Below are 22,055 nucleotides of genomic sequence, written 5' to 3' on the forward strand. Positions count from 1 at the left end.
GGCACCTTGGCTGGAAGAAACATGCAGCCATCTTAATTACAATCGACACTCACCGCAGCTATCAGCGACAGAGAGAGAACCTATCGTGTCCCTTCGCAAGTACCAGAACCACACGCCGTTGCTCGGCAAAGGCGCTTTTGTCGACAGTTCGGCGGTGGTGATCGGCGATGTTGAAATCGGCGAAGACAGCTCGGTATGGCCATTGACGGTGATCCGTGGCGACATGCACCGCATCCGCATTGGCGCGCGTACCAGCGTGCAGGATGGCTGCGTGCTGCACATCACCCATGCCGGGCCGTTCAATCCGGATGGTTTCCCGTTACTTATTGGCGACGACGTGACCATCGCCCACAAAGTCATGCTGCATGGCTGCACTGTGGGCAGCCGGGTCCTGATCGGCATGGGCAGCATCGTCATGGACGGCGCGGTGGTCGCCGACGACGTTATTATTGGTGCCGGAAGCCTGGTACCTCCGGGTAAACGCCTGGAAAGCGGTTTCCTGTATGTGGGCAGCCCGGTGAAACAGATCCGGCCACTGACTGACAAGGAACAAGCCTTTTTCACCTACAGCGCGGCGAACTACGTGAAGCTCAAGGATTTGCATCTGGCCGAAGGCTACGACCAGATCTGAAATGTCTCGCTATCGCCCAGGAATCTTCATGCATTACCAAACCGTTCTGTTTGACCTTGATGGCACCCTGACCGACCCGCGCGAAGGCATCACCCGTTCGATCCAGTTTGCCCTGGGTAAGCTGGGCATCGATGAACCCGACCTGACCAAACTCGAACACTTCATCGGTCCGCCCTTGTTACAGGCTTTCATGCAGTTTTATAGCTTTGACGAGCCCAGGGCCTGGGAGGCGGTGAACTTCTATCGGGAACGCTTCAAGGTTACCGGGCTTTATGAAAACCGCGTATTCGACGGTGTTACACCGCTGCTCGAAACCCTGGGTGGGCAAGGACGACAGCTGTACATCGCGACCTCTAAACCCTGGGTTTTCGCCCGGGAAATCGCTCGCCATTTCGACTTCGCCAAACACTTCAAGGTGATCTATGGCAGCGAACTGGACGGCACCCGGACCAACAAGGTCGAACTGATCGCCCACCTGATGGCCGAAGAAGGCCTCGACCCGGCGAGTACCCTGATGATCGGCGACCGTAAGCACGACCTGATCGGCGCGCGCAGTAACGGGCTGGATGCGGCAGCGGTGGGTTATGGGTTTGGCAGTCGGGAGGAGTTGAGTGCCGAAGCACCGACTTATCATTTTGAAACGTTGGACGAGATGCATCAGGCGTTTTTGCGCGAGTAGGAGCGAGCGGGCGGCGATCCGACTTGGCGGCGAAAAACGATGACGCGGGGCAACAGACACAGCGCGGCGCCCAATTCGCCTGTAGGAGCGAGGCTTGCCCGCGAAGAACGATAACGCGGTGCAACAGGTACAACCGCGGCGCCTGGTTCGCCGGCAAGCCTGGCTCCTACAACGCCTTCAACGCCGCTTTACGCTGTTCAACCGGCAACGCACCCAACTTTTCGACCTGTGCATAAAACTTCACCCAATCCCCACCTACTTGCCTGAACAACGCCGCAAACGCCGGCACCCATTGGTCATACAGACCGAACGGCAGCAATCGTGCATTGTTCATCGGCGCATTAATCCAAGCGTCGTAGCGTTTGTCCCCGGCCCATTGTTCATCACGCATCTGGCGGTATTCGGCGCGCAACTGTTCGAACGCCTCAGCTTTACGCTGGCGCATTTGTTCGGGCGGCAGCGGCAGGGTGTATAGCTTTTCAAGCCGGGTGCGGGTGTCCAGAATCAGCTGAATGAATTGGCCCCGTTGTTTCTCCTGTGTTCTGTTTACGGGTGGAAGGCTACGGTAAGCCCGCCATTGGCGGGTGCCTTCCTGCTCGACAAAGGTGGCGAATGACTCGTTGAACTCAGTGTCATCCTTCACATAAACACGCTGATGCGCGAGTTCATGAAAGATCAGCGTGGCCAGTCGTTCATCGCCCCAGCCCATCATTGAGTTCATGATCGGATCGTTGAACCACCCCAGGGTCGAATAGGCCTCTACTCCACCGATGGACACGTCCATGCCTTGCATGCGCTGCAGCGCCGCCTCACCGCGAGCCGCACTCTGGCTGTAATAGCCGCGATAAGCCACGCAACCGGCGACGGGGAAGCAGTGGTTTTGTGGCTTCAGGGAAAATTCCGGTGTGACAAACACGTTCCAGACCACGTAGGGACGGCCAATGTCGGCATACAGGCGGTAACTCTGATTATCCGGCAGGTGTAGTTGCTGGCTGGCAAAGGTCCTGGCCTTTTGTGATTGGACCAGGTGCGCGCGCAATTTCTGATCGCGCTGTGGGTCGGCAATGACGCGGGCAACGGGTTCCCGGGCCCGCAGCAATTGCAGTTGACCACTGGCCAACTGGCTGTAGTAGCTGACGCTGGAACAACCGTTGAGTAACAAAAACAGCACACCCGGAAACAAAATGCGTAAAACGCGATCAAGTAACCCAAGGCTTCGACGCGGCCTGATCAAAATAAAAAAATCCCTGGAAAGTCTGCTCGCAAGACTATCCCGCTTGACTGGAGCTCCGCTATGCGCAAGTTGATGCTGACGGGAGGCCTGCTGATGCTGGCCGGATGTGCTGGATTCGGATTACCTCGCCATGATCCGACGCAAGCCTGGATCGATCTGGAGTCACATCAGGAAGACACGGCCCTGCTGGCGTTTGAAGTGGACAACAAAGCGGCAACCGACAAGCGCTATTTCGAGGTTCAACCCGGCAGCCATGAGTTGACCGTTCGCTACCAGTTCCCCGTCCAGCCCACCAATATCGGTCCCGATGCGCAACCGCTGTGGCGAGACTGTCAGATGAATGTGAAATTCAACGACTTCAATGCAGGCGAGCGCTATCAACTGCAGGCGGGGAATATTGGTTTCCGGCCATGGGCCAAGCTGTATGATCAACAGCGAAAAGTGATTGGCCAGGGCACACCAGCGGGCTGTCAACGATCCTGATCGGCGCTATCCTGAATATCCTGACATAGGGATATTTATCATGCGCAGGTTGATGCTGTTACTGGCTGCAAGTGCCGTGGCCGGCTGTTCGACGCCTATGCCGGCGGCCAATCCGCACATGGCGTGGGTAGACTTCTCTACGCCATTTCCTAACGATAAATTGCTGATGGCGGAGCGACTGGATAACCAGCGCTTGCGTGACGGGCGTTTTTTCCAGGTCACTCCCGGTAGCCACGAGCTGACCGTGCGCTTCGATTTTGAAGTGCCAGGCGGGAGCTCGGACTTGTTCGGCGGTACTACGGAGCGGCTATGCTACATAATCGTTAAATACGATCATTTCGAAGCCGGTCAGCGTTATCTGTTACAAGCCCGTTCCATGGCGTTCACCCCTGAAGCGCGCCTGTATAACGCCAGGCGCGAGATCGTCGCCGAAGCGAGCCAGATCAACTGTGTGCCTTGATTCAGGTCAGCGGTCATTCTTCTGGTAGATGATTTTCTTGGTGCCGCCGTCGCAGGAGCCAACGACCATGTTCTGATCGTGCACTTCGTCGTTGGTAACGATTTCCAAGGTGTAGGACGTCACGCCTCGGGCCTGGATCTTGGCTTCGATTTCGGCCTTGAGCTCTTCACAAGGTTTGGGTGCCGCCAGGGCCGAAGTGGCCAGGGCGCAGCAGATAATCGCCAAGGTAAAACGTTTCATGGTTGAAGCTCCTTGAGGCAGCGCGCATAGGTCATGCGTTTGTGCTGCTGTCATTTATTCGACCACAGTTTTACCGGGCAAATCTGTTTCAAATCAAAAAAGATCGCAGCCTGCGGCAACTCCTACAGGATCAAGAGTTGCCGAAGGCTGCGATCATGCGAACTTAGTTGACCAGCGTCGCATCCAGGCTGATTTTCGCATTCAGCACCTTGGAGACCGGACAACCCTCTTTGGCCTTGTTGCTCAACTCATCGAACTGCGCCTGGCTCGCGCCGGGGATTTTTGCCTTGAGGATCAATTTCACGGCCGTGATCGCGAAACCACCTTCTACCTGGTCCAGGGTCACTTCGGCGTTGGTATCGATGCTGTCGGCCTTGAGGCCGGCCTCACCGAGAATCATCGAAAACGCCATGGAGAAACAGCCCGCATGGGCCGCACCGATCAACTCCTCCGGATTTGTGCCCTTTCCGCCCTCAAAGCGGGCCTTGAAGCCATAGGGCGCGTCCCTGAGCACACCGGTTTCGGTGGAAATCGAGCCGATGCCGGTTTTCAGATCACCTTCCCAATGGGCCGATGCTTTCTTGGTGATAGCCATGCCTGTCTCCTCAAGATCCGGCGCGAAGCGTCGCGCCGTTGTGGTTTCGGTCGTTAGGGTTCTGAGGGTAGACCGGGGAGCAAAGTTCAGCGCATCTGATCGTTCGGTTTTTTGTCGCTAAATTTCGCCTTGCTATTGAAACTCGGGTATATGCCCTCATTGCATGAAACACGCTTATGGATTCGGCAGGTTTTCGTTTGTAAAAAAACCTGCGCCCTCAATTGGAGAAGCAGGATTATGAAACGACTGTCCGATATCAAGTTCTCGACCCTCGACCTGGTGCCCGTGCGCGAAAACGGCAGCGCCGCCCAGTCGTTGCGCAACTCGCTGGACCTGGCGCAGCACGTCGAGAAGTTCGGCTATAACCGCTTTTGGGTGGCTGAACATCACAACATGGACGGTATTGCCAGTTCTGCAACCTCCGTGCTGCTTGGTTATCTGGCCGGTGGTACGTCGACCATCCGTGTCGGGTCCGGTGGGGTAATGCTGCCAAACCATGCACCGCTGGTCATCGCCGAACAATTCGGCACGCTGGAAAGTCTGTATCCAGGGCGCATCGACCTGGGGCTTGGCCGTGCGCCCGGTTCCGACCAGATGACGGCCCGTGCGCTGCGTCGCGAACGTTCCGGCAGTGCCGACGACTTCCCGGAAGATGTGGCCGAACTGGTGCGTTATCTCGGGCCGCGTACCCCGGACCAGCGCGTCATCGCAATGCCGGGTACCGGCACGAATGTGCCGATCTGGTTGCTGGGCTCAAGCCTTTTCAGTGCGCAGCTGGCAGGGGAGCGCGGTTTGCCTTATGCGTTCGCGTCACATTTTGCTCCGCGCTTCATGCATGAGGCCATTCGCGTCTACCGCAATCACTTCAAGCCTTCCGCCGTGCTGGACAAGCCATACGTAATGCTTGGCGTGCCTTTGGTCGCCGCCGACACGGATGAACACGCCGATTATCTGGCGACCTCGGTATTCCAGCGTATTCTTGCGCTGATGCGTGGTCAGAGCCTGGTGCAGCGCCCGCCGGTGAAGACGATGGACGGGCTGTGGTTGCCTCATGAGAAAGAGGCGGTCAGCGATTTCCTGGGATTGGCGATGATCGGCAGCCCGCAAAAAATCCGCGCCAAGCTGGACGTGCTGATCGAGCAGACCCAAGCCGACGAGCTGATTTTTACCTGCGACCTGTACGAACATGCGGATCGGCTGCATTCCTATGAGCTGCTGGCGCAAGTCATGAAGGGCTGAACACGTTGACCGCAAAAAAGCTGACGCGATGGCGTCGGCTTTTTGCTGGCAATCGGTTGGGGCTACCGTTTTATGGTGCTACCGCTTATAGACTATTTCCTTGCTGCCCTTCTCGCAGGTGCCGACGATTTTCCCGCCAGACGCATTGCCTTTGTCGACAATTTCCAGCGAATAGCCGGAAATGCCCTTGGCGTCGAGCTTTGCTGCGATTTCGGCTTTCAATTCTTCGCAATTTTTGCCGTTATCAGCAAAGGCAGTACCCACCAGGCTCAACAAGCCTACCGCCAAAATAAATTTCTTCATCAGTCGCATTTCTCTGGTCGGATCAAAAAAAGGCATCCAGCCATTGGCCGGAAACGCATCTAGCGCACTGCCATTCCTTATGGCATTCGGCCAGCGCTCAAGTTCAACAGACTAGAACCAACGTCAGCTACTGGCAATCCGGAACCCGACCTTGAGTGTCACCTGGAAGTGCGCAGCCTTGCCATCCTTGATATGGCCACGGGTCTCAGTGACTTCGAACCATTCCATGTACTTGAGACTTTTGTTGGCCTCGGCCAGTGCGTTGTTGATCGCGTCTTCAATACTACTGGTGGACGAGCCGACGAGTTCGACTTTCTTATAGGTGTGATGGTCAGTCATGGCGTTCTCCTTAGGGTGTGAAATACAGCCTAGCAGTGATTTTCTGTCTTACTTCCTTCGGTCGTTGCGACATTGATACTCACATTTACTGCACTTTCTCGAGTCCCTGAAGTCCCAACCAACACACGCCACTCATCAACAATGCAGGAGAGCCACCATGGCCAACAGCTCGTTACGTAAAGCCTCATTGCAAAGCATGGAAGCGGAGATCGAGAGTCTGCTCAAATCCTTGGAAAGCCTGAAGGACGACGCCTCGGACGAGTCGCGTAAAACCCTCAAGGTGCTTAAAGGCAATGCCGAGAACGCTCTGAGGCATTCACGCCATCTGCTCTCGGATGCCTATGAAGAGGTCAAGGTCAAAACCCGTGAAACCGGAATTGCCACTCGGGATTACGCGCAGGAACACCCTTGGACGACTGCTGGTGTTGCCGTTGGTGCGCTGGGCCTGTTGGCGGCCTATTTGCTGTTTAAGCGCGGGGAATGATCTGTCTGGCGCAGCTCAGTCTTGAGCCATTGCGCCAGTTGCCTGGCGCGCCCGTCCGCGGCGCGCTTGGGTAGCCACAGGGCCAGTTGAGCGGGTGTTTCGCAAAATCCCCAAGGGGCGACCAGGCGACCCGCCTTCAGGTCCTCGGCCACCAGCGGCTCGGGAGCAATCGCAACACCCAGTCCGGCTACGGCCGCTTCCAGCAAATAATACAAATGCTCGAAACCTTGGCCGTACTTCAACGCTTTGGCGTCGAGGCCGCTTTGCTGCGCCCAACTGGGCCAGGCTTGCGGTCGCGAAGTGGTATGCAGCAAGGGTTCAGTGAGCAGCGCTGCAGCCGGCGCTGTTTCCAGGTGCTCATAACCGGCGAACCGTGGGCTCATGACCGGGCCGATCCGTTCGCTGGCCAGTTCGAAGACCTGCATATCAGCGGGCCAGGGCGGTTCGGCAAATACGAGCAGGGCATCCAGGCCGGGGCGACGGGGATCGAGATCGCCTTCGCCGGCTGACAGGTGCAGGCGCAAATCAGGCAGATCAGCGTTCAGTCGGCCCAGGCGCGGTATGAACCAGCGTGCCAGCAGGCTTCCTGAGCAGCCCAGGACGAACGGTGCATCGGCAGTGCTTTGCGTGAGCTCGGCGCACACCGTGCGCAGGCGTTCGAAGGCGTCGGCGCTGGCATCGCGTAAACGCATGCCGGCATCTGTGAGTTTCAGGCCACGGCCTTCCTTGGTGAACAGGCTCACCCCGAGGTGTTCTTCAAGCACCTTCAGTTGGCGACTGACAGCACCGTGGGTGACATGCAGCTGCTCGGCAGCCTGGCTGACGCTGTTCAGGCGGGCAGTGGCTTCGAAGGCGCGCAAGGCGTTCAGGGGTGGCAGATCGTGGCTCATGATATCTGTGAGTTTTCCTGACAGGTTGTGGCGATCTTATCGGTTTTCAGAGCCTGGCGTCAGGGGTAGAGTTAAGCCCATTGTCATATCACGCATTCAATTGGAGCGCCCCATGACCCAGACTAATCTGCGCAACGGCCCTGACGCCAACGGCCTGTTCGGCGCGTTTGGCGGCCGTTACGTCGCTGAAACCCTGATGCCACTGATCCTTGACCTGGCCCGCGAATACGAAGCGGCCAAGGAAGATCCGGCATTCAAGGAAGAGCTGGCGTACTTCCAGCGCGACTACGTCGGTCGTCCGAGCCCGCTCTATTTCGCCGAACGTCTGACCGAATTCTGTGGCGGCGCGAAGATTTATCTCAAGCGCGAAGAGCTGAACCACACTGGCGCGCACAAGATCAACAACTGCATCGGCCAGATCCTTTTGGCGCGACGCATGGGCAAGAAACGTATCATTGCCGAAACCGGCGCTGGCATGCACGGGGTGGCGACCGCCACCGTGGCTGCGCGTTTTGGCCTGGACTGCGTGATCTACATGGGCACCACCGACATCGAACGCCAGCAGGCCAACGTGTTCCGCATGAAGCTGTTGGGCGCTGAAGTGATCCCGGTCGTGGCCGGCACCGGCACCCTGAAGGATGCGATGAACGAAGCCCTGCGCGACTGGGTGACCAACGTCGACAGCACCTTCTACCTGATCGGCACCGTCGCCGGTCCACACCCTTATCCGGCAATGGTCCGCGACTTCCAGGCCGTTATCGGCAAGGAAACCCGTGACCAGCTGCAAGCCCAGGAAGGCCGCCTGCCGGACAGCCTGGTGGCGTGCATCGGTGGCGGTTCCAATGCCATGGGCCTGTTCCACCCGTTCCTGGATGACAAGAGCGTTGAGATCATCGGCGTGGAGGCGGCCGGCCACGGCATCGAGACCGGCAAGCACGCGGCCAGCCTGAACGGCGGCGTACCGGGTGTGCTGCACGGCAACCGGACCTTCCTGCTGCAGGACGACGATGGCCAGATCATTGACGCACACTCGATCTCCGCTGGCCTGGACTACCCGGGCATCGGCCCGGAGCACGCCTGGTTGCATGACATCGGCCGTGTCCAGTACACCTCGGTGACCGACGACGAAGCGCTCGCTGCATTCCACCAGTGCTGCCGTCTGGAAGGGATCATTCCTGCCCTGGAAAGCGCCCATGCCCTGGCTGAAGTGTTCAAGCGCGCGCCGACGCTGCCGAAGGATCACCTGATGGTGGTCAACCTGTCGGGTCGCGGCGACAAAGACATGCAGACCGTGATGCACCACATGGAACACTCTCAACACGAGCAATCCAAGCAGGAGAAACACTGATGAGCCGCCTGCAAACGCGTTTTGCCGAACTCAAGGAACAGAACCGCGCCGCCCTGGTGACCTTCGTCACCGCCGGCGACCCGGAATACGACACCTCCCTGGCGATCCTCAAGGGTTTGCCAGCCGCTGGCGCCGACGTGATCGAATTGGGCATGCCTTTCACCGATCCGATGGCCGACGGCCCGGCGATCCAGCTCGCCAATATTCGCGCGCTGGCGGCCAAGCAGAACCTGGCGAAAACCCTGGAAATGGTGCGTGAGTTCCGCAAGGACAACAACGAGACGCCACTCGTCCTGATGGGTTACTTCAACCCGATCCACAAGTACGGTGTACCGCGTTTCATCACCGATGCAAAAGAGGCCGGTGTCGATGGCCTGATCGTGGTGGACATGCCGCCCGAGCATAACGGTGAGTTGTGCGACCCGGCCCAGGCCGCCGGTCTCGATTTCATTCGCCTGACTACCCCGACCACTGACGATGTGCGTCTGCCAACAGTCCTTAATGGTAGCTCCGGGTTTGTTTACTACGTATCGGTGGCCGGTGTGACCGGTGCTGGCGCAGCAACCCTGGAACACGTCGAAGAAGCGGTCACTCGTCTGCGCCGTCACACCGATCTGCCGATCAGCATCGGTTTCGGCATTCGCACGCCAGAGCAAGCGGCGTCCATCGCGCGCCTGGCGGACGGAGTGGTGGTGGGTTCGGCACTGATCGATCACATCGCCAATGCCACGACGCCGGAACAGGCGATCGATGGTGTGCTGAGCCTGTGCTCGGCATTGGCCGATGGCGTGCGTAAGGCCCGCGTCAGCTAACGGAACAGTTGCTACACAGAGGAATCAAACCCTCTCGTCACAGGTTGATCAGCAAGATCGAGGGCTTCAGGACAATGTTCTGAAGCCCTTTTGCTTTTTTAGCCTCAAGGCAATTGAAGGCCACCTGCTGCCTTGTGCAATTTACGCAGATGCTCACCGATCTGTTTCACGTTGGCTTCGTTGGCCGCCATTTCCGCTGCGCGGTCTGGATCGAGTAGGGCCCGGACTTCCTTGTCCAGATCCCCGGTCAGTGCCTGAAGCTGCTTCTGCCGCAGGCTGGTCTCCGATTCCAGGCGTTGCCATTCAGCAGGTTGTGGCAAGCCATACCCGCCGCTGCCGAGTAATTCCGCCGGACGACTGAGGAAACCGCTGTTATCGAGAATTTGCCTCAGTGTCGCGTTGGCTTTGTCCATTCCGCCGTTTTTCAGCTCACGGGCACCCAGATAACGTTGTTTGACCTCGTCCTGGGCCAGAAGCAACTGCTGGCGATAGCTTGCCTGTTCCAGTAAGAGCAATGCCGCGCTGGTGCGCAAATCTGCCTGATCGAACCATTGGCGGCGTTGTGCGGCGGTCAGGGACAGCCAGTCTTCGACCTTCTCCTGTTTGATCGGTAGCTGTTTTCTCAATACCTCGAACATTGCTTGATAGCGATCGCGGAAAGAGTCAAAGCGATAGCCCAGGCGAAGCGCCTCACGTGGATCGTCCAGCACGCTGGTATCCGCCAGACCGCGCCCCTTGAGCACCTCCAGCAAACCATTGGGCATGATGTTGTCCAGGGCAACCAGTTTTGAGTTGTTGGTGCCGCCACGCAATAACTTCAGCTCTTCGACAGCGCAGTTGTTCGACAGGAAGAAGTAGTTGCCGTCGTAACTCCAGTGCATCTCTGCGGCACGCTCCACCACGTTTTCAACCTCTTCACGAGACAGGTTCAGTGGCACGGAGGCGAGGCTGCGTAACTCGGTCTTGGTGTATTCGTCGATCACTTGGGCCAGCGGCAACACGAACAGGCGTGAGGGGTATTTACCCACCAGTCCATCCCAACTCGATAGTTGCACGTCGCCCACGAACGCACGGTAGGACAACACCAGGTGCTGGTCCAGGTCCAGGCGGCAATCCGGCCCGCGTGGCCGGCCAGGTGCACAGATCACCAGGCGCAACATGCTGTGGCCCCAACGGCTGACCCAGTTCTGATTGGCCTCTGCCAGTAGATAGTCGACGGCGTAGACCCGCTCCGGATCGACCTGGCCCAAAGGCGTCTTGGCAAAGTCATTGCCGGCGTTGAGGAATGCGAAGGTCTTGCCGCAATCGTTCTTGGCCGCAGGTGCCCAGCCGAAACGCTCCTTGTAGTAGCGGTACAGCGCAGGGCGACGACAGGCGTAGCTCGGGTCGAGGAGGAAATACTCCATGTTGACCGCGACGAATTCCTTGGGGCTGCTGGTCTCGTAGATATCCGGGCTGCGGGCGATCTGACGGTTGTGCTGTTCGCGCTCGCCCCGACGGCCAACGTACTGTTGCCAGCCGGCAAGGTCGAGCAGGCGCGGATCATCGCTCAAGGTAAAGCGTCTATCGGACTGCCCACGGCATTGATCGGGAATACCGATCAGCCCTGAACTGCCGCTGCGTTGGGTGCAGCGCTGGATCAGCGTGCGTTCCGCGTTTGGCCAGAGGCGCGAGCGATCATAAATATGGGTCAGCTCATGCAGCACCGTCGCGAGCATTTCCCGGCGCACAGTGCCATGGGGACGATAGGTTTTCTTGGTGGCAGCGCTGCCATCGGTGAGGCTCGCCAACAAATTGCGATTCAGATCGAGTTCGGAAACCAGCGACGCCTGACCGTAGGCATCGCTGCGCATTTTATCGGTCCAGCCGACGTCGATACGCCGGTCGAGTTGCTCGATGAACCGTGGCGGCAATGCCTGCATGGCTTCATCAAGCAAAGCCTGGCTGGCCCGCTGTTGCGCCGGGCTAAGGCCATCGGTCTTGAGGTGTAGTTCGAGGTCGGCGTGGGCCGTGCTGCCAAACAGCAGCAGGGCCCCGGCCAACAGCCAGGAAGCTGGAGACCTCACAGTGCGAGGATGGCTTCGGCGAGATCCTGATCACTGGCATCGCGGGCTTCAGGAACGCGAGTGCGCAACAAATTGAGCGCAGATTCCAGGTGCGCACCACGAATATCGCCGTTGCTGGCGACGAAACTGGCGGCATCGTCCTGGGCTTCACGGACGATTTTAGAGTCGCGGATCGACGTCGTGGTGTCGGAAGTGAAATCCAGTGTGCGCTGGGTGGCACGAATGAGGATGTTGCTGGTGGCAACCAGGGTTTGGGCCTGGGCCACATCAGCCAACAACAATAGGCCAAGGGTGGCAACAATCAGCGGGTTACGCATGGAACGACTCCGGAGAAACATGGGATAACTATTGGACGAGAATTGCTCGTGCCAGTTCAAGGTCACTGGCATGAAGTTTTGGCTGGGCCTGGCGCAGGTAATCCAAGGCCGACTCCAGTCGTGCGCCTCTCATTCGACCATCACTGGCGATGAATACCGCGGCGTCATCCCGGGCGTTGAGGAGCAGTTTATGATCGAAGGGGGCAGAGGTCACCAGGCCTGTGGCATAAACGCTAGCCACGATGCCTTGGGTAGACAGGTTAAACGCGTCGAAGGCATGGGCTGCCCCCGAATAGCAGGCTGCTAGAAAGACTGGAGCAACCAGCAGGTTTGAAAGAAAACGCATGAGACTCGACAGTTGAGTGTGAGTCCCAAGGCTAGCGCAAGGCCCGGGCTAGAGCCAGCGCTGAAACATTGGGACACGTCACGCGTGTCCCCCATCATGGAAAACGCTTAGATAGTCAGGATGGCTTGCGCCAGCTGGGCGTCTGTTGCATTCAGTTGCGGAGCCTGGTGGCGAATGTGATCGAGTGCACTTTCCAGTTTAACCCCACGGATCGAACCTTCGCTGGCGACGAAGCTGGCAGCATCGTCACGGGCCGCGAGCACGATCTTGTCGTCCTTGAACGAAGACGTCACGTCGGAGGTGGCGTCGGACGTGGCTTTGAGTGCACCGACGACGGCATCGGTGGTCACGATGAAGCTGGTGGCGTGGGCATTGGCAGCCACGGCAAGCAGGGCTGCAGCGCTGAGCAGACGAAGACGGGACATGGTGTAACTCCTTTGGATAAGACGATAAAGGTGGCGCAGTGTCTGGTGATTCAGACGCCAGACACTCGGGGGGCGCCACGTTCTGGCTTGATATTAGGCCTGAGCAGGTCGTTTCGAACAGCCTATAAGAGAAAAGGTTGCTAAAAATCAGTTCGAGCGGTCGATAGTCGATTGCAAACTGTAATGGTCTGATCCTCAACTATAAAAACTGTACCTGTTTGCGCATTGATAACACCTGAAACGACAAAGCCCGTCGTGGAGTCCCACGACGGGCTTTGTTTGTGCAATTCGGGTTGCTGGCGGTGGACCCTGCGGGTCAGAGCCAGCGACGCTAACTTAGCGCCAGAACGGCTTGCTCAGCTCTTCGTAGCGTTGTGCTTCGCTAATCCCGGCGTCAGCCAGCAGACGCGAATCCAGGCGAGCCAGTTGGTGGCGGCTGGAGATGCGGCGCTGCCACAGCATCAGGTTGGCGATAACGCGCAGAGGCATGGAAGCCTGGGTTTTTGCAGCAGTGTCTTCGAAGAACAGTTCGGAACTGAGTGTACGTTCCATGGTTTTCATCCTTCCGCTTGTGGCGGGATTAGGTAGTGGCTTAACTGGTGCCCATGATCCTCTTGTTTGCCTAGCCTCTGTAGATACAGTTCACCTGTATTGTGAGAGCTCAGTTAACTGTTTATAGGGGGTGTACTGGTCAAAAATGAGGCAACTGTATCTGTCTGCGCCATTATGGTGCAATTTTGCTGATTTGGCTAAGAGAGGTGGGAAAATTCGGTAGGAAATGACCGGTACAGCAGTACAGTTTTTGTCAAATTATGAAGAGACGACAGCGAGCTAACGAAACTGTGTTTGCGTCAGCTGCCATCTGTATCAATCAAACAGCGATCATTCTCCCGGTTTCTTCCAGGTTCATGTGCCAGCTCAGTGCATCACGCAGGATATGGGGCGTGTGTCCGCCGATGGCGCAGGCGGCCGTGAAGTAGTCGTTCAGTGCCTGGCGATAATCTGGATGTACGCAGTTGTCGATGATGACGCGTGCCCGCTCCCGGGGTGCCAGGCCGCGCAGGTCCGCCAGGCCGACTTCGGTGACGAGGATGTCGACATCATGTTCGGTATGGTCAACGTGGCTGACCATCGGCACCACGCTGGAAATCGCCCCGCCCTTGGCGATCGACTTGGTGACGAAAATCGCCAGGTGCGCATTACGCGCGAAGTCGCCCGAGCCGCCAATGCCGTTCATCATCCGCGTGCCGCAGACATGGGTGGAGTTGACGTTGCCATAGATATCGAATTCAAGGGCGGTGTTGATGCCGATGATACCGAGGCGGCGGACCACTTCCGGGTGGTTGGAGATTTCCTGAGGGCGCAGCACCAGTTTGTCCTTGTAGCGCTCCAGGTTGCCGAATACGTCAGCGTTGCGGCGACTCGACAAGGTGATCGAACTGCCAGAGGCAAAACTCAACTTGCCGGCATCGATCAAGTCGAACGTCGAGTCCTGAAGCACCTCGGAGTACATGGTCAGGTCTTCGAATGGCGAATCGATCAAACCACACATCACGGAGTTGGCGATGGTGCCGATCCCGGCCTGCAGTGGGCCGAGCTTGTTGGTCATGCGTCCCGCGCCGACTTCTTGCTTGAAGAAGTCGATCAGATGATCGGCGATCGCTTGGGTATCCACGTCCGGTGGCAGCACGGTGGACGGTGAGTCGGACTGATTGGTGACCACGATCGCGACGATCTTTTCCGGTGGAATCGGGATGGCGGTGCTGCCAATGCGATCGTCGACCTTGACCAAGGGAATCGGCGTACGGGTCGGGCGATAGGTCGGGATATAGATGTCGTGCAGACCTTCGAGGTTGGGGTTGTGCGCCAGATTGATCTCGACGATCACGTGCTTGGCGAAAATCGCGAAGCTGGCCGAGTTGCCCACGGAAGTGGTCGGCACGATATGACCTTGCTCGGTAATGGCCACGGCTTCGATCACCGCGATGTCCGGCAGCTTCAGTTGCTGGTTGCGCAATTGCTCGACGGTTTCCGAGAGGTGCTGGTCAATGAACATCACATCGCCAGCGTTGATCGCCTTGCGCAAGGTGCTGTCCACCTGGAACGGCATGCGTCGTGACAATACGCCGGCTTCTGTGAGCTGTTTGTCGAGGTCGTTGCCCAGGCTGGCGCCGGTCATCAGGCTGATCTTCAGCGGGGAGGCTTTGGCCCGTTCGGCCAGTGCGTGGGGCACGGCCTTGGCTTCGCCGGCACGGGTGAAGCCGCTCATGCCGACGGTCATGCCGTCCTCAATCAGAGCGGCAGCCTCGGCGGCGCTCATCACTTTATCCAACAACGAAGGCAGGCGAATACGGTCACGGTACATGGATTGTTATCTCGGGCAACGGGTAGCAGGACATGCAGTCTATTGAATTTCACGGCGCTGTGTCCCGCTACCAAGGTCGCAAACGAGGTGTCTATTCCGGTGCTTTCAGACAAAACACCGTTACCGTTTCGGTAACAACGCGACGGTTTGACCATTGATTTGCACAAACAAAAACGCCCCGACGAGTCGGGGCGTTGTGGCACTGCGAAACGGTCTTACTCGACGGCTTTAACCATGTCTTCGATGACTTTCTTGGCGTCGCCGAAGACCATCATGGTTTTGTCCAGGTAGAACAGCTCGTTGTCCAGGCCGGCATAGCCGCTGGCCATCGAGCGCTTGTTGACGATGATGGTCTTGGCCTTGAACGCTTCGAGGATCGGCATGCCGGCAATCGGCGATTTCGGATCGTTCTTCGCCGCCGGGTTGACCACGTCGTTCGCGCCCAACACCAGTACCACGTCGGCCTGGCCGAACTCGGAGTTGATGTCGTCCATCTCGAACACCTGGTCGTAAGGCACTTCGGCCTCGGCCAGCAGTACGTTCATGTGGCCAGGCATGCGACCGGCAACCGGGTGGATCGCGTACTTCACGGTCACGCCACGGTGGGTCAGCTTCTCGGTCAGTTCCTTCAGCGCATGCTGGGCCCGCGCTACCGCCAGGCCGTAGCCCGGAACGATGATCACGGTGTCGGCGTTGGTCAGCAGGAAGGTTGCATCGTCAGCCGAACCGGATTTCACCGGACGCGCTTCTTTCGAGCCTGCAGGGCCTGCGTCCGCCGTGTTGCCGAAACCGCCAAGCAATACGTTGAAGAACGAACGGTTCATCGCCTTGCACATTATGTACGAAAGAATCGCGCCGGACGAACCGACCAGCGAGCCGGCAATGATCAGCATCGAGTTGTTCAGCGAGAAGCCGATACCCGCCGCCGCCCAGCCCGAGTAGCTGTTGAGCATGGACACGACGACCGGCATGTCGGCACCGCCGATCGGGATGATGATCAGCACGCCTAGCACGAAGGCCAGCGCCAGCATCACGGCGAAAGCGGTGTAGTCGCCGGTGAGCATGAAGGTCACGCCCAGGGCCAGTGTGGCCAGGCCGAGCAGCAGGTTCAGCTTGTGCTGACCGCCAAACTGTACTGGCGCGCCCTGGAACAGGCGGAACTTGTATTTGCCCGCCAGTTTGCCGAAGGCAATGACCGAACCTGAGAAGGTGATCGCACCGATGGCAGCGCCGAGGAACAACTCCAGGCGGTTACCGGCCGGGATCGCATCGCCGAGGTTCTGGACGATACCCAGCGACTGTGGCTCGACCACGGCGGCCACGGCGATAAACACCGCCGCCAGGCCGATCATGCTGTGCATGAAGGCGACCAGTTCGGGCATCTTGGTCATTTCAACACGTTTGGCCATGATCGTACCGACAGTGCCGCCGATCAGCAGGCCGACGATCACGTAGACGATACCGTCGTGGGCCAGCTCGGCGCCCAGCTTGTAGATCAGGCCAACCGTGGTGAGGATCGCCAGGCCCATGCCGAGCATGCCGAACAGGTTGCCGCGACGCGACGTGGTTGGGTGCGAGAGTCCCTTGAGCGCCTGGATGAAGCAGACCGAGGCGATCAAATACAGGGAAGTAACCAGATTCATGCTCATGCTTGCTGCACCTCAGCCTTGATTGCTTCGGCCTTGGCTGCCGGAGCTTTTGCTGGAGCCGCTTTCTTCTTGAACATTTCCAGCATGCGCCGGGTAACCAGGAAGCCACCGAACACGTTCACTGCGGCCAGGGCCACGGCGAGGGTGCCCATGGTCTTGCCCAGTGGGGTCACGGTGAGGGCGGCAGCCAGCATGGCGCCGACGATGACGATGGCCGAGATCGCGTTGGTCACGGCCATCAGAGGGGTGTGCAGTGCAGGGGTCACGTTCCAGACCACGTGGTAGCCGACATAGATGGCCAGCACGAAGATGATCAGGTTGTAGATACCGTGAGAGATCAGCATGTCTTCCATTGTTTTTATCCTCAGCCGTTCTTGCGCACGATCTGGCCGTCGCGGCACATCAGGCACGCGGCGACGATATCGTCTTCAAGGTTGATCACCAGTTGTCCTTCTTTATCGAACAACAGTTTCATGAAGTCCAGCAGGTTGCGTGCATACAGTGCCGAGGCGTCGGCAGCGACTGCGGCCGCCAGGTTGGTCGGGCCAACGATGGTCACACCGTTTTCGACAACCACCTGGTCGGCCACGGTCAGCGGGCAGTTACCGCCTTGGGCAGCCGCCAGGTCGATGACCACCGAGCCCGGTTTCATCTGTGCCACGGTCTCTGCACTGAGCAGCGTCGGTGCCTTGCGACCCGGAATCAGCGCCGTGGTAATGACGATGTCAGCCTGTTTGGCGCGTTCGTGCACGGCCACGGCCTGGCGCTGCATCCAGCTGGCAGGCATCGGGCGAGCGTAACCGCCGACACCGACAGCGCATTCGCGCTCTTCATCGGTCTCGTAAGGCACGTCGACGAACTTGGCGCCCAGGGATTCGATCTGTTCTTTTACCGCCGGACGCACGTCAGACGCTTCGATCACCGCACCCAGGCGCTTGGCCGTGGCGATGGCCTGCAGCCCGGCAACACCGGCGCCGAGAATCAGCACCCGCGCCGCTTTCACGGTGCCCGCGGCGGTCATCAGCATCGGCATGAAGCGCGGATAGTGATGAGCGGCCAGCAACACGGCTTTATAGCCGGCGATGTTGGCTTGCGAGGACAGCACGTCCAGGCTCTGTGCGCGCGAGGTGCGAGGAGCAGCCTCCAAGGCAAAGGCAGTAATGCCGCACTCAGCCATCTTGGCGATGGTTTCGTTGTTGAACGGATTGAGCATCCCCACCACAACGGTGCCGCTCTTAATCAGCGCAAGCTCGCTGTCGCTGGGGGCGACCACCTTCAAAATCAGCTCTGCACCAAACGCCTCGCTGGCACTGCCAATGGCCGCGCCTGCGGCTTCATAGGCACTGTCGACAACACTGGCATTGACGCCGGCGCCGCTTTGTACAGTGACCTTATGACCCTGGCCGATCAGCTTCTTGATGGTTTCGGGGGTTGCAGCAACCCGTGTTTCACCGGTCTGGGTTTCGAGAGGAACACCAATGTGCACGTCAAATCTCCTGCGTGATCTTATTGAGTAAACCCATGCACTACGGATGGTGCGGCTGGGGCGGCCGATCAGCACGACCCCGCTAAATTCAGGCGGGGCGCGGCATTTTGCAGGCGAACTTTGTGCCCTTACAAGGGATTATGACGGGTGACGGAAAATTAACTACAAGTCACCCCGTGACCGAATGTCGCAACCAAACGGCTCAATCCCTTGTAGGCCGTGCCTTTCGGGCATTTTGGCGCAAATCCAACAATTTACACATCGGCCATATGAATGATGCGGAATCGATCTGGAATAGTGGCGCAAAGCCGCGTCTTCAGGCGCTTGTGGCACGTTTGTACTGCTTCGTCGTACAGTTTCTCTCTATGCGACAATTACTTATATCTGTAGGGTTTTCAGTTTTCTGACTACGAGGTCAGATAAGTTCTGCAGGCCTTTATCCTTCTAGGCTGTAGCCATGGGCCTGATTTACCAGCCAGTCCCGAAAAGCCCTTAAAGACGCCGATTCGACCTTTCTCTCCGGAATCATCAGGTAATAGGCCTTTATGCTGGAGAGCGCCTGCGGGTTGGCGATCACCAGGCGAGCCTCGGCCAATTCGCGCTGAATCAGGAACGGCGGGATCAGTGCAATCCCCATGTCGTGCATCGCCGCCTGGGCCAGCATGGAGAATAGCTCGTAGCGCGGCCCTGTCATGTCGCGTGGGACGTTCAGGTGCTGAGAGTCGAACCATTGGCGCCAGGCGTAGGGGCGGGTGGTCTGTTGCAGAAGGGGAAGGTCGGCGATTTCAGCGGCTGTCAGGGCATTTTTTTGGCCCAATAGGTTGGGGCTGCACACGGGCATCGGATTTTCGCCCATCAGTCTGTGGGATTCAGTACCCGACCAATCCGCATCACCGAAGTAGATCGCTGCGTCGAAATCGGTGTCGGCAAACAGAAACGGCCGTGTGCGGTTGGTCAGGTTGACTGTTACTTCCGGGTGTTTCTGTTGAAAGTCCTTGAGCCTGGGCAGCAGCCACTGGGTCCCGAACGTTGGAACTACGGCCAGTTCTATGACGTTGGCCCCCTGTTGGCCCATCACGGACAGGGTGTCGCGCTCAACCGCATCGAGTTGGGTGGCAACCCGGCGACTGTAGGAAAGACCCGCCTCCGTCAGCTTGACCCCGCGTCGGGAGCGTCGGAACAGTTCCACGCCCAGGAACTCCTCGAGGCTGGCGATCTGTCGACAAATTGCCCCTTGGGTCAGCGAAAGCTCCTGGGCTGCCTTGGTAAAGCTTTCATGGCGGGCGGCGGCTTCAAAGCTGATCAGGGCCGTTGTGCTGGGTATTTTCCTGCGCATGTACGTCAACCTCACTAATACATCGCCTTAAATGGCTTTTGCGACATCTCGGAGTGAGAAATTAGCACAACAGTATGCGAAATCCTCGTTTGCCCAGACGGCGAACCCGGCCTAGGATCACTGCACGTTATTTGACCTGTTTCGAGAGGACACACTCATGGCCGGTAAAGCTAGCTTCAACTGGATCGATCCCCTGCTGCTGGATCAACAGCTCACCGAAGAAGAGCGCATGATCCGCGACACCGCTGCGCAGTTCGCTCAGCAGAGTCTCGCGCCGCGTGTGCTCGAAGCCTTCCGCCATGAAAAGACCGATCCGGCGATCTTCCGTGAAATGGGCGAAGTGGGTCTGCTGGGTGCAACCATTCCCGAGCAGTACGGTGGCAGCGGCCTGAACTACGTCAGCTACGGTTTGATTGCGCGTGAAGTCGAGCGCGTCGACTCCGGCTACCGTTCGATGATGAGCGTGCAATCCTCGCTGGTAATGGTGCCGATCAATGAATTCGGTACTGAAGCCCAGAAACAGAAGTACCTGCCAAAACTGGCGTCGGGCGAGTGGATCGGCTGCTTTGGCCTGACCGAGCCAAACCATGGCTCCGATCCAGGTGCAATGATCACCCGTGCACGGAAAGTGGAAGGCGGCTATAGCCTGACCGGCAGCAAGATGTGGATCACCAACAGCCCGATCGCCGACGTATTCGTGGTTTGGGGCAAGGACGATGCCGGCGACATCCGCGGCTTCGTTCTGGAGAAGGGCTGGAAAGGCCTGAGCGCTCCGGCGATTCACGGCAAGGTTGGCCTGCGGGCATCGATCACCGGCGAGATCGTCATGGACAACGTGTTCGTTCCGGAAGAAAACATCTTCCCTGACGTCCGAGGCCTGAAAGGTCCTTTCACCTGCTTGAACTCGGCCCGTTACGGCATCTCCTGGGGGGCGCTGGGCGCCGCTGAGTTCTGCTGGCACACCGCTCGCCAATACACCCTGGATCGTCAGCAGTTCGGTCGCCCATTGGCCGCTACCCAGTTGATCCAGAAGAAGCTGGCCGACATGCAGACCGAAATCACCCTGGCGCTGCAAGGCTGCCTGCGTCTGGGGCGCATGAAGGACGAAGGCACCGCGGCGGTTGAAATTACCTCGATGATGAAGCGCAACTCCTGCGGCAAATCCCTGGATATCGCGCGCATGGCCCGCGACATGCTGGGCGGTAACGGTATCTCGGATGAATTCGGCGTTGCTCGTCATCTGGTCAACCTGGAAGTGGTGAATACCTATGAGGGTACGCATGACGTCCACGCGCTGATCCTCGGTCGCGCTCAGACCGGCATCCAGGCGTTCTATTAATAGGAGAACGTCATGGGCGCGCTTTCACATCTACGGGTACTGGATTTATCGCGGGTGTTGGCTGGGCCATGGTCCGGCCAGATCCTCGCCGACCTTGGCGCTGAAGTGATCAAGGTCGAGCGTCCGGGCAATGGCGATGACACGCGCGCCTGGGGCCCTCCGTTCCTCAAGGACGCCTATGGCGAGAACACCAGCGAGGCTGCCTATTACTTGTCGGCCAACCGCAACAAGCAATCGGTCACCATCGACTTCACGCGTCCAGAGGGGCAGAAGCTGGTGCGTGACTTGGCGGCCAAGTCGGACATCCTCATCGAGAATTTCAAGGTCGGCGGTCTGGCGGCCTACGGTCTGGACTATGAGTCGCTGAAAGCGATCAATCCTGATCTGATTTATTGCTCGATCACCGGGTTTGGGCAAACCGGTCCCTACGCCAAGCGCGCAGGTTATGACTTCATGATCCAGGGCCTTGGTGGGCTGATGAGCTTGACGGGTCGACCTGAAGGCGAAGAGGGTGCTGGGCCGGTCAAGGTGGGTGTGGCGCTGACGGACATCCTCACGGGGCTGTATTCCACTGTGGCTATCCTGGCCGCGCTTGCGCATCGAGACCACGATGGTGGTGGGCAGCATATCGATATGGCATTGCTGGATGTTCAGGTCGCCTGTTTGGCCAATCAGGCGATGAACTACCTGACAACGGGCAATGCGCCAAAGCGCCTGGGCAATGCACACCCGAACATCGTGCCTTATCAGGACTTCCCTACGGCTGATGGCGACTTCATCCTGACGGTCGGGAATGACGGGCAGTTTCGCAAGTTTGCCGAAGTGGCTGGGCAGCCTCAGTGGGCGGACGATCCGCGTTTTGCAACCAACAAGCTGCGGGTGGCAAACAGGGCGGTGCTGATCCCCCTGATCCGTCAGGCTACGGTGTTCAAGACTACCGCCGAATGGGTCGCTCAGTTGGAACAGGCTGGTGTGCCGTGCGGCCCCAT

General features: G+C 58.4%; 26 protein-coding genes (1 of these 26 cut by a window edge). 10 read left to right on the plus strand and 16 right to left on the minus strand.

The annotated features are described in order from the left end of the window. Window positions 1–85: 85 nt before the first annotated feature. Together HGP31_RS01015 and HGP31_RS01020 are read left to right on the plus strand one after the other, a co-directional pair. Window positions 86–631, plus strand: a complete 546-nt coding sequence (locus HGP31_RS01015) for a gamma carbonic anhydrase family protein (protein WP_008064772.1) — start codon at window positions 86–88, stop codon at window positions 629–631. Between the two features lie 28 nt (window positions 632–659). Further along, the gene (locus HGP31_RS01020) at window positions 660–1,310 is read left to right on the plus strand and encodes an HAD family hydrolase (RefSeq protein WP_020798070.1); all 651 of its coding nucleotides are present in this window, start codon (window positions 660–662) and stop codon (window positions 1,308–1,310) included. A gap of 166 nt (window positions 1,311–1,476) precedes the next feature. Here the strand turns inward: HGP31_RS01020 and HGP31_RS01025 are convergent, their stop codons facing one another. Next, the gene (locus tag HGP31_RS01025; RefSeq protein ID WP_033038890.1) at window positions 1,477–2,544 is read right to left on the minus strand and encodes an aminopeptidase; all 1,068 of its coding nucleotides are present in this window, start codon (window positions 2,542–2,544) and stop codon (window positions 1,477–1,479) included. Between the two features lie 60 nt (window positions 2,545–2,604). Between HGP31_RS01025 and HGP31_RS01030 the strand changes: the two genes are divergently transcribed. Together HGP31_RS01030 and HGP31_RS01035 are read left to right on the plus strand one after the other, a co-directional pair. Next, window positions 2,605–3,027 (plus strand): PA0061/PA0062 family lipoprotein, encoded by a 423-nt coding sequence (locus HGP31_RS01030; protein ID WP_033038893.1) that lies wholly within the window; start codon window positions 2,605–2,607, stop codon window positions 3,025–3,027. A 40-nt stretch (window positions 3,028–3,067) separates the two neighbouring features. After that, on the plus strand, window positions 3,068–3,487 hold the full coding sequence (locus tag HGP31_RS01035; protein ID WP_033038895.1) for a PA0061/PA0062 family lipoprotein: 420 nt from the start codon (window positions 3,068–3,070) through the stop codon (window positions 3,485–3,487). Window positions 3,488–3,493: 6 nt separating this feature from the next. Here the strand turns inward: HGP31_RS01035 and HGP31_RS01040 are convergent, their stop codons facing one another. Both HGP31_RS01040 and HGP31_RS01045 read right to left on the minus strand, forming a co-directional pair. Continuing rightward, window positions 3,494–3,727, minus strand: a complete 234-nt coding sequence (locus tag HGP31_RS01040; RefSeq protein ID WP_020798074.1) for a DUF1161 domain-containing protein — start codon at window positions 3,725–3,727, stop codon at window positions 3,494–3,496. Between the two features lie 163 nt (window positions 3,728–3,890). Continuing rightward, window positions 3,891–4,322, minus strand: coding sequence for an OsmC family protein (locus HGP31_RS01045; RefSeq protein WP_020798076.1), 432 nt, complete (start codon window positions 4,320–4,322; stop codon window positions 3,891–3,893). 237 nt (window positions 4,323–4,559) lie between these two features. Between HGP31_RS01045 and HGP31_RS01050 the strand changes: the two genes are divergently transcribed. Beyond that, window positions 4,560–5,561, plus strand: coding sequence for an LLM class flavin-dependent oxidoreductase (locus HGP31_RS01050; protein WP_168757039.1), 1,002 nt, complete (start codon window positions 4,560–4,562; stop codon window positions 5,559–5,561). 78 nt (window positions 5,562–5,639) lie between these two features. On the opposite strand, the gene HGP31_RS01055 is transcribed toward HGP31_RS01050, so the two are convergent. Further along, a complete protein-coding gene (locus HGP31_RS01055; RefSeq protein ID WP_020798078.1) occupies window positions 5,640–5,864 on the minus strand; it encodes a DUF1161 domain-containing protein in 225 nt (74 codons plus the stop codon). Window positions 5,865–5,987: 123 nt separating this feature from the next. Then, a complete protein-coding gene (locus HGP31_RS01060) occupies window positions 5,988–6,203 on the minus strand; it encodes a dodecin (protein WP_007940746.1) in 216 nt (71 codons plus the stop codon). 157 nt (window positions 6,204–6,360) lie between these two features. Between HGP31_RS01060 and HGP31_RS01065 the strand changes: the two genes are divergently transcribed. Continuing rightward, window positions 6,361–6,687, plus strand: coding sequence for an ElaB/YgaM/YqjD family protein (locus HGP31_RS01065; RefSeq protein WP_020798079.1), 327 nt, complete (start codon window positions 6,361–6,363; stop codon window positions 6,685–6,687). Here the strand turns inward: HGP31_RS01065 and HGP31_RS01070 are convergent. After that, a complete protein-coding gene (locus HGP31_RS01070) occupies window positions 6,660–7,577 on the minus strand; it encodes a LysR family transcriptional regulator (RefSeq protein ID WP_020798080.1) in 918 nt (305 codons plus the stop codon). The two genes, HGP31_RS01065 and HGP31_RS01070, sit on opposite strands and share 28 nt — an antisense overlap. 112 nt (window positions 7,578–7,689) lie before the next feature. Between HGP31_RS01070 and trpB the strand changes: the two genes are divergently transcribed. Together trpB and trpA are read left to right on the plus strand one after the other, a co-directional pair. Next, a complete protein-coding gene (gene trpB, locus HGP31_RS01075) occupies window positions 7,690–8,925 on the plus strand; it encodes a tryptophan synthase subunit beta (RefSeq protein WP_020798081.1) in 1,236 nt (411 codons plus the stop codon). After that, entirely contained in the window at window positions 8,925–9,737 is an 813-nt protein-coding gene (trpA, locus tag HGP31_RS01080) for a tryptophan synthase subunit alpha (RefSeq protein ID WP_020798082.1), read from the plus strand. The genes trpB and trpA overlap by 1 nt, the downstream gene beginning before the upstream one ends. A gap of 104 nt (window positions 9,738–9,841) precedes the next feature. Here the strand turns inward: trpA and HGP31_RS01085 are convergent, their stop codons facing one another. From HGP31_RS01085 to HGP31_RS01130, 10 genes are all read right to left on the minus strand, one after another. Next, window positions 9,842–11,803 carry a DUF7844 domain-containing protein gene (locus tag HGP31_RS01085; RefSeq protein ID WP_033038900.1) on the minus strand — a complete coding sequence of 654 codons (1,962 nt, stop codon included), beginning with the start codon at window positions 11,801–11,803 and terminating at the stop codon, window positions 9,842–9,844. Next, window positions 11,800–12,120, minus strand: coding sequence for a DUF2388 domain-containing protein (locus tag HGP31_RS01090; RefSeq protein ID WP_020798084.1), 321 nt, complete (start codon window positions 12,118–12,120; stop codon window positions 11,800–11,802). The genes HGP31_RS01085 and HGP31_RS01090 overlap by 4 nt, the downstream gene beginning before the upstream one ends. A gap of 28 nt (window positions 12,121–12,148) precedes the next feature. Beyond that, entirely contained in the window at window positions 12,149–12,466 is a 318-nt protein-coding gene (locus HGP31_RS01095) for a DUF2388 domain-containing protein (RefSeq protein ID WP_020798085.1), read from the minus strand. 107 nt (window positions 12,467–12,573) lie between these two features. After that, a complete protein-coding gene (locus tag HGP31_RS01100) occupies window positions 12,574–12,891 on the minus strand; it encodes a DUF2388 domain-containing protein (protein WP_008064820.1) in 318 nt (105 codons plus the stop codon). Window positions 12,892–13,227: 336 nt separating this feature from the next. After that, the gene (locus HGP31_RS01105; protein WP_007902752.1) at window positions 13,228–13,443 is read right to left on the minus strand and encodes a DUF1127 domain-containing protein; all 216 of its coding nucleotides are present in this window, start codon (window positions 13,441–13,443) and stop codon (window positions 13,228–13,230) included. Window positions 13,444–13,762: 319 nt separating this feature from the next. Then, window positions 13,763–15,256 carry an acetyl-CoA hydrolase/transferase family protein gene (locus HGP31_RS01110; protein WP_020798086.1) on the minus strand — a complete coding sequence of 498 codons (1,494 nt, stop codon included), beginning with the start codon at window positions 15,254–15,256 and terminating at the stop codon, window positions 13,763–13,765. A gap of 215 nt (window positions 15,257–15,471) precedes the next feature. Next, window positions 15,472–16,905 carry an NAD(P)(+) transhydrogenase (Re/Si-specific) subunit beta gene (locus HGP31_RS01115; RefSeq protein ID WP_083349961.1) on the minus strand — a complete coding sequence of 478 codons (1,434 nt, stop codon included), beginning with the start codon at window positions 16,903–16,905 and terminating at the stop codon, window positions 15,472–15,474. Continuing rightward, a complete protein-coding gene (locus HGP31_RS01120) occupies window positions 16,902–17,258 on the minus strand; it encodes an NAD(P) transhydrogenase subunit alpha part 2 (RefSeq protein WP_008064823.1) in 357 nt (118 codons plus the stop codon). The genes HGP31_RS01115 and HGP31_RS01120 overlap by 4 nt, the downstream gene beginning before the upstream one ends. An 11-nt stretch (window positions 17,259–17,269) precedes the next feature. Then, window positions 17,270–18,391 carry a Re/Si-specific NAD(P)(+) transhydrogenase subunit alpha gene (locus HGP31_RS01125; RefSeq protein ID WP_020798088.1) on the minus strand — a complete coding sequence of 374 codons (1,122 nt, stop codon included), beginning with the start codon at window positions 18,389–18,391 and terminating at the stop codon, window positions 17,270–17,272. A 436-nt stretch (window positions 18,392–18,827) separates the two neighbouring features. Beyond that, the gene (locus tag HGP31_RS01130; protein ID WP_020798089.1) at window positions 18,828–19,727 is read right to left on the minus strand and encodes a LysR family transcriptional regulator; all 900 of its coding nucleotides are present in this window, start codon (window positions 19,725–19,727) and stop codon (window positions 18,828–18,830) included. Between the two features lie 157 nt (window positions 19,728–19,884). On the opposite strand from HGP31_RS01130, the gene HGP31_RS01135 reads away from it, so the two are divergent. Next, entirely contained in the window at window positions 19,885–21,066 is a 1,182-nt protein-coding gene (locus HGP31_RS01135; protein WP_008064832.1) for an acyl-CoA dehydrogenase, read from the plus strand. 12 nt (window positions 21,067–21,078) lie between these two features. Beyond that, window positions 21,079–22,055, plus strand: partial view of a CaiB/BaiF CoA transferase family protein gene (locus HGP31_RS01140; RefSeq protein WP_168757040.1) — the 5' portion only. Its footprint extends 244 nt past the window's final position; only the first 977 of its 1,221 coding nucleotides appear in the window; it begins with the start codon at window positions 21,079–21,081; its stop codon lies off the right edge, out of view.

Origin of the sequence: Pseudomonas umsongensis, assembly GCF_012647205.1 — a bacterium.
In the GTDB taxonomy this organism is placed as follows: domain Bacteria; phylum Pseudomonadota; class Gammaproteobacteria; order Pseudomonadales; family Pseudomonadaceae; genus Aquipseudomonas; species Aquipseudomonas umsongensis.

What these genes read in the sequence shown, in the direction of transcription:
- HGP31_RS01020 (WP_020798070.1), top strand. Translation starts at nt 660, where the DNA reads ATGCATTACCAAACCGTTCTGTTTGACCTTGATGGCACCCTGACCGAC.
- HGP31_RS01030 (WP_033038893.1), top strand. Translation starts at nt 2,605, where the DNA reads ATGCGCAAGTTGATGCTGACGGGAGGCCTGCTGATGCTGGCCGGATGT.
- HGP31_RS01035 (WP_033038895.1), top strand. Translation starts at nt 3,068, where the DNA reads ATGCGCAGGTTGATGCTGTTACTGGCTGCAAGTGCCGTGGCCGGCTGT.
- HGP31_RS01040 (WP_020798074.1), bottom strand. Translation starts at nt 3,727, where the DNA reads ATGAAACGTTTTACCTTGGCGATTATCTGCTGCGCCCTGGCCACTTCG.
- HGP31_RS01045 (WP_020798076.1), bottom strand. Translation starts at nt 4,322, where the DNA reads ATGGCTATCACCAAGAAAGCATCGGCCCATTGGGAAGGTGATCTGAAA.
- HGP31_RS01050 (WP_168757039.1), top strand. Translation starts at nt 4,560, where the DNA reads ATGAAACGACTGTCCGATATCAAGTTCTCGACCCTCGACCTGGTGCCC.
- HGP31_RS01055 (WP_020798078.1), bottom strand. Translation starts at nt 5,864, where the DNA reads ATGAAGAAATTTATTTTGGCGGTAGGCTTGTTGAGCCTGGTGGGTACT.
- HGP31_RS01060 (WP_007940746.1), bottom strand. Translation starts at nt 6,203, where the DNA reads ATGACTGACCATCACACCTATAAGAAAGTCGAACTCGTCGGCTCGTCC.
- HGP31_RS01065 (WP_020798079.1), top strand. Translation starts at nt 6,361, where the DNA reads ATGGCCAACAGCTCGTTACGTAAAGCCTCATTGCAAAGCATGGAAGCG.
- HGP31_RS01070 (WP_020798080.1), bottom strand. Translation starts at nt 7,577, where the DNA reads ATGAGCCACGATCTGCCACCCCTGAACGCCTTGCGCGCCTTCGAAGCC.
- trpB (WP_020798081.1), top strand. Translation starts at nt 7,690, where the DNA reads ATGACCCAGACTAATCTGCGCAACGGCCCTGACGCCAACGGCCTGTTC.
- trpA (WP_020798082.1), top strand. Translation starts at nt 8,925, where the DNA reads ATGAGCCGCCTGCAAACGCGTTTTGCCGAACTCAAGGAACAGAACCGC.
- HGP31_RS01090 (WP_020798084.1), bottom strand. Translation starts at nt 12,120, where the DNA reads ATGCGTAACCCGCTGATTGTTGCCACCCTTGGCCTATTGTTGTTGGCT.
- HGP31_RS01095 (WP_020798085.1), bottom strand. Translation starts at nt 12,466, where the DNA reads ATGCGTTTTCTTTCAAACCTGCTGGTTGCTCCAGTCTTTCTAGCAGCC.
- HGP31_RS01100 (WP_008064820.1), bottom strand. Translation starts at nt 12,891, where the DNA reads ATGTCCCGTCTTCGTCTGCTCAGCGCTGCAGCCCTGCTTGCCGTGGCT.
- HGP31_RS01105 (WP_007902752.1), bottom strand. Translation starts at nt 13,443, where the DNA reads ATGGAACGTACACTCAGTTCCGAACTGTTCTTCGAAGACACTGCTGCA.
- HGP31_RS01110 (WP_020798086.1), bottom strand. Translation starts at nt 15,256, where the DNA reads ATGTACCGTGACCGTATTCGCCTGCCTTCGTTGTTGGATAAAGTGATG.
- HGP31_RS01115 (WP_083349961.1), bottom strand. Translation starts at nt 16,905, where the DNA reads ATGAGCATGAATCTGGTTACTTCCCTGTATTTGATCGCCTCGGTCTGC.
- HGP31_RS01120 (WP_008064823.1), bottom strand. Translation starts at nt 17,258, where the DNA reads ATGGAAGACATGCTGATCTCTCACGGTATCTACAACCTGATCATCTTC.
- HGP31_RS01130 (WP_020798089.1), bottom strand. Translation starts at nt 19,727, where the DNA reads ATGCGCAGGAAAATACCCAGCACAACGGCCCTGATCAGCTTTGAAGCC.
- HGP31_RS01135 (WP_008064832.1), top strand. Translation starts at nt 19,885, where the DNA reads ATGGCCGGTAAAGCTAGCTTCAACTGGATCGATCCCCTGCTGCTGGAT.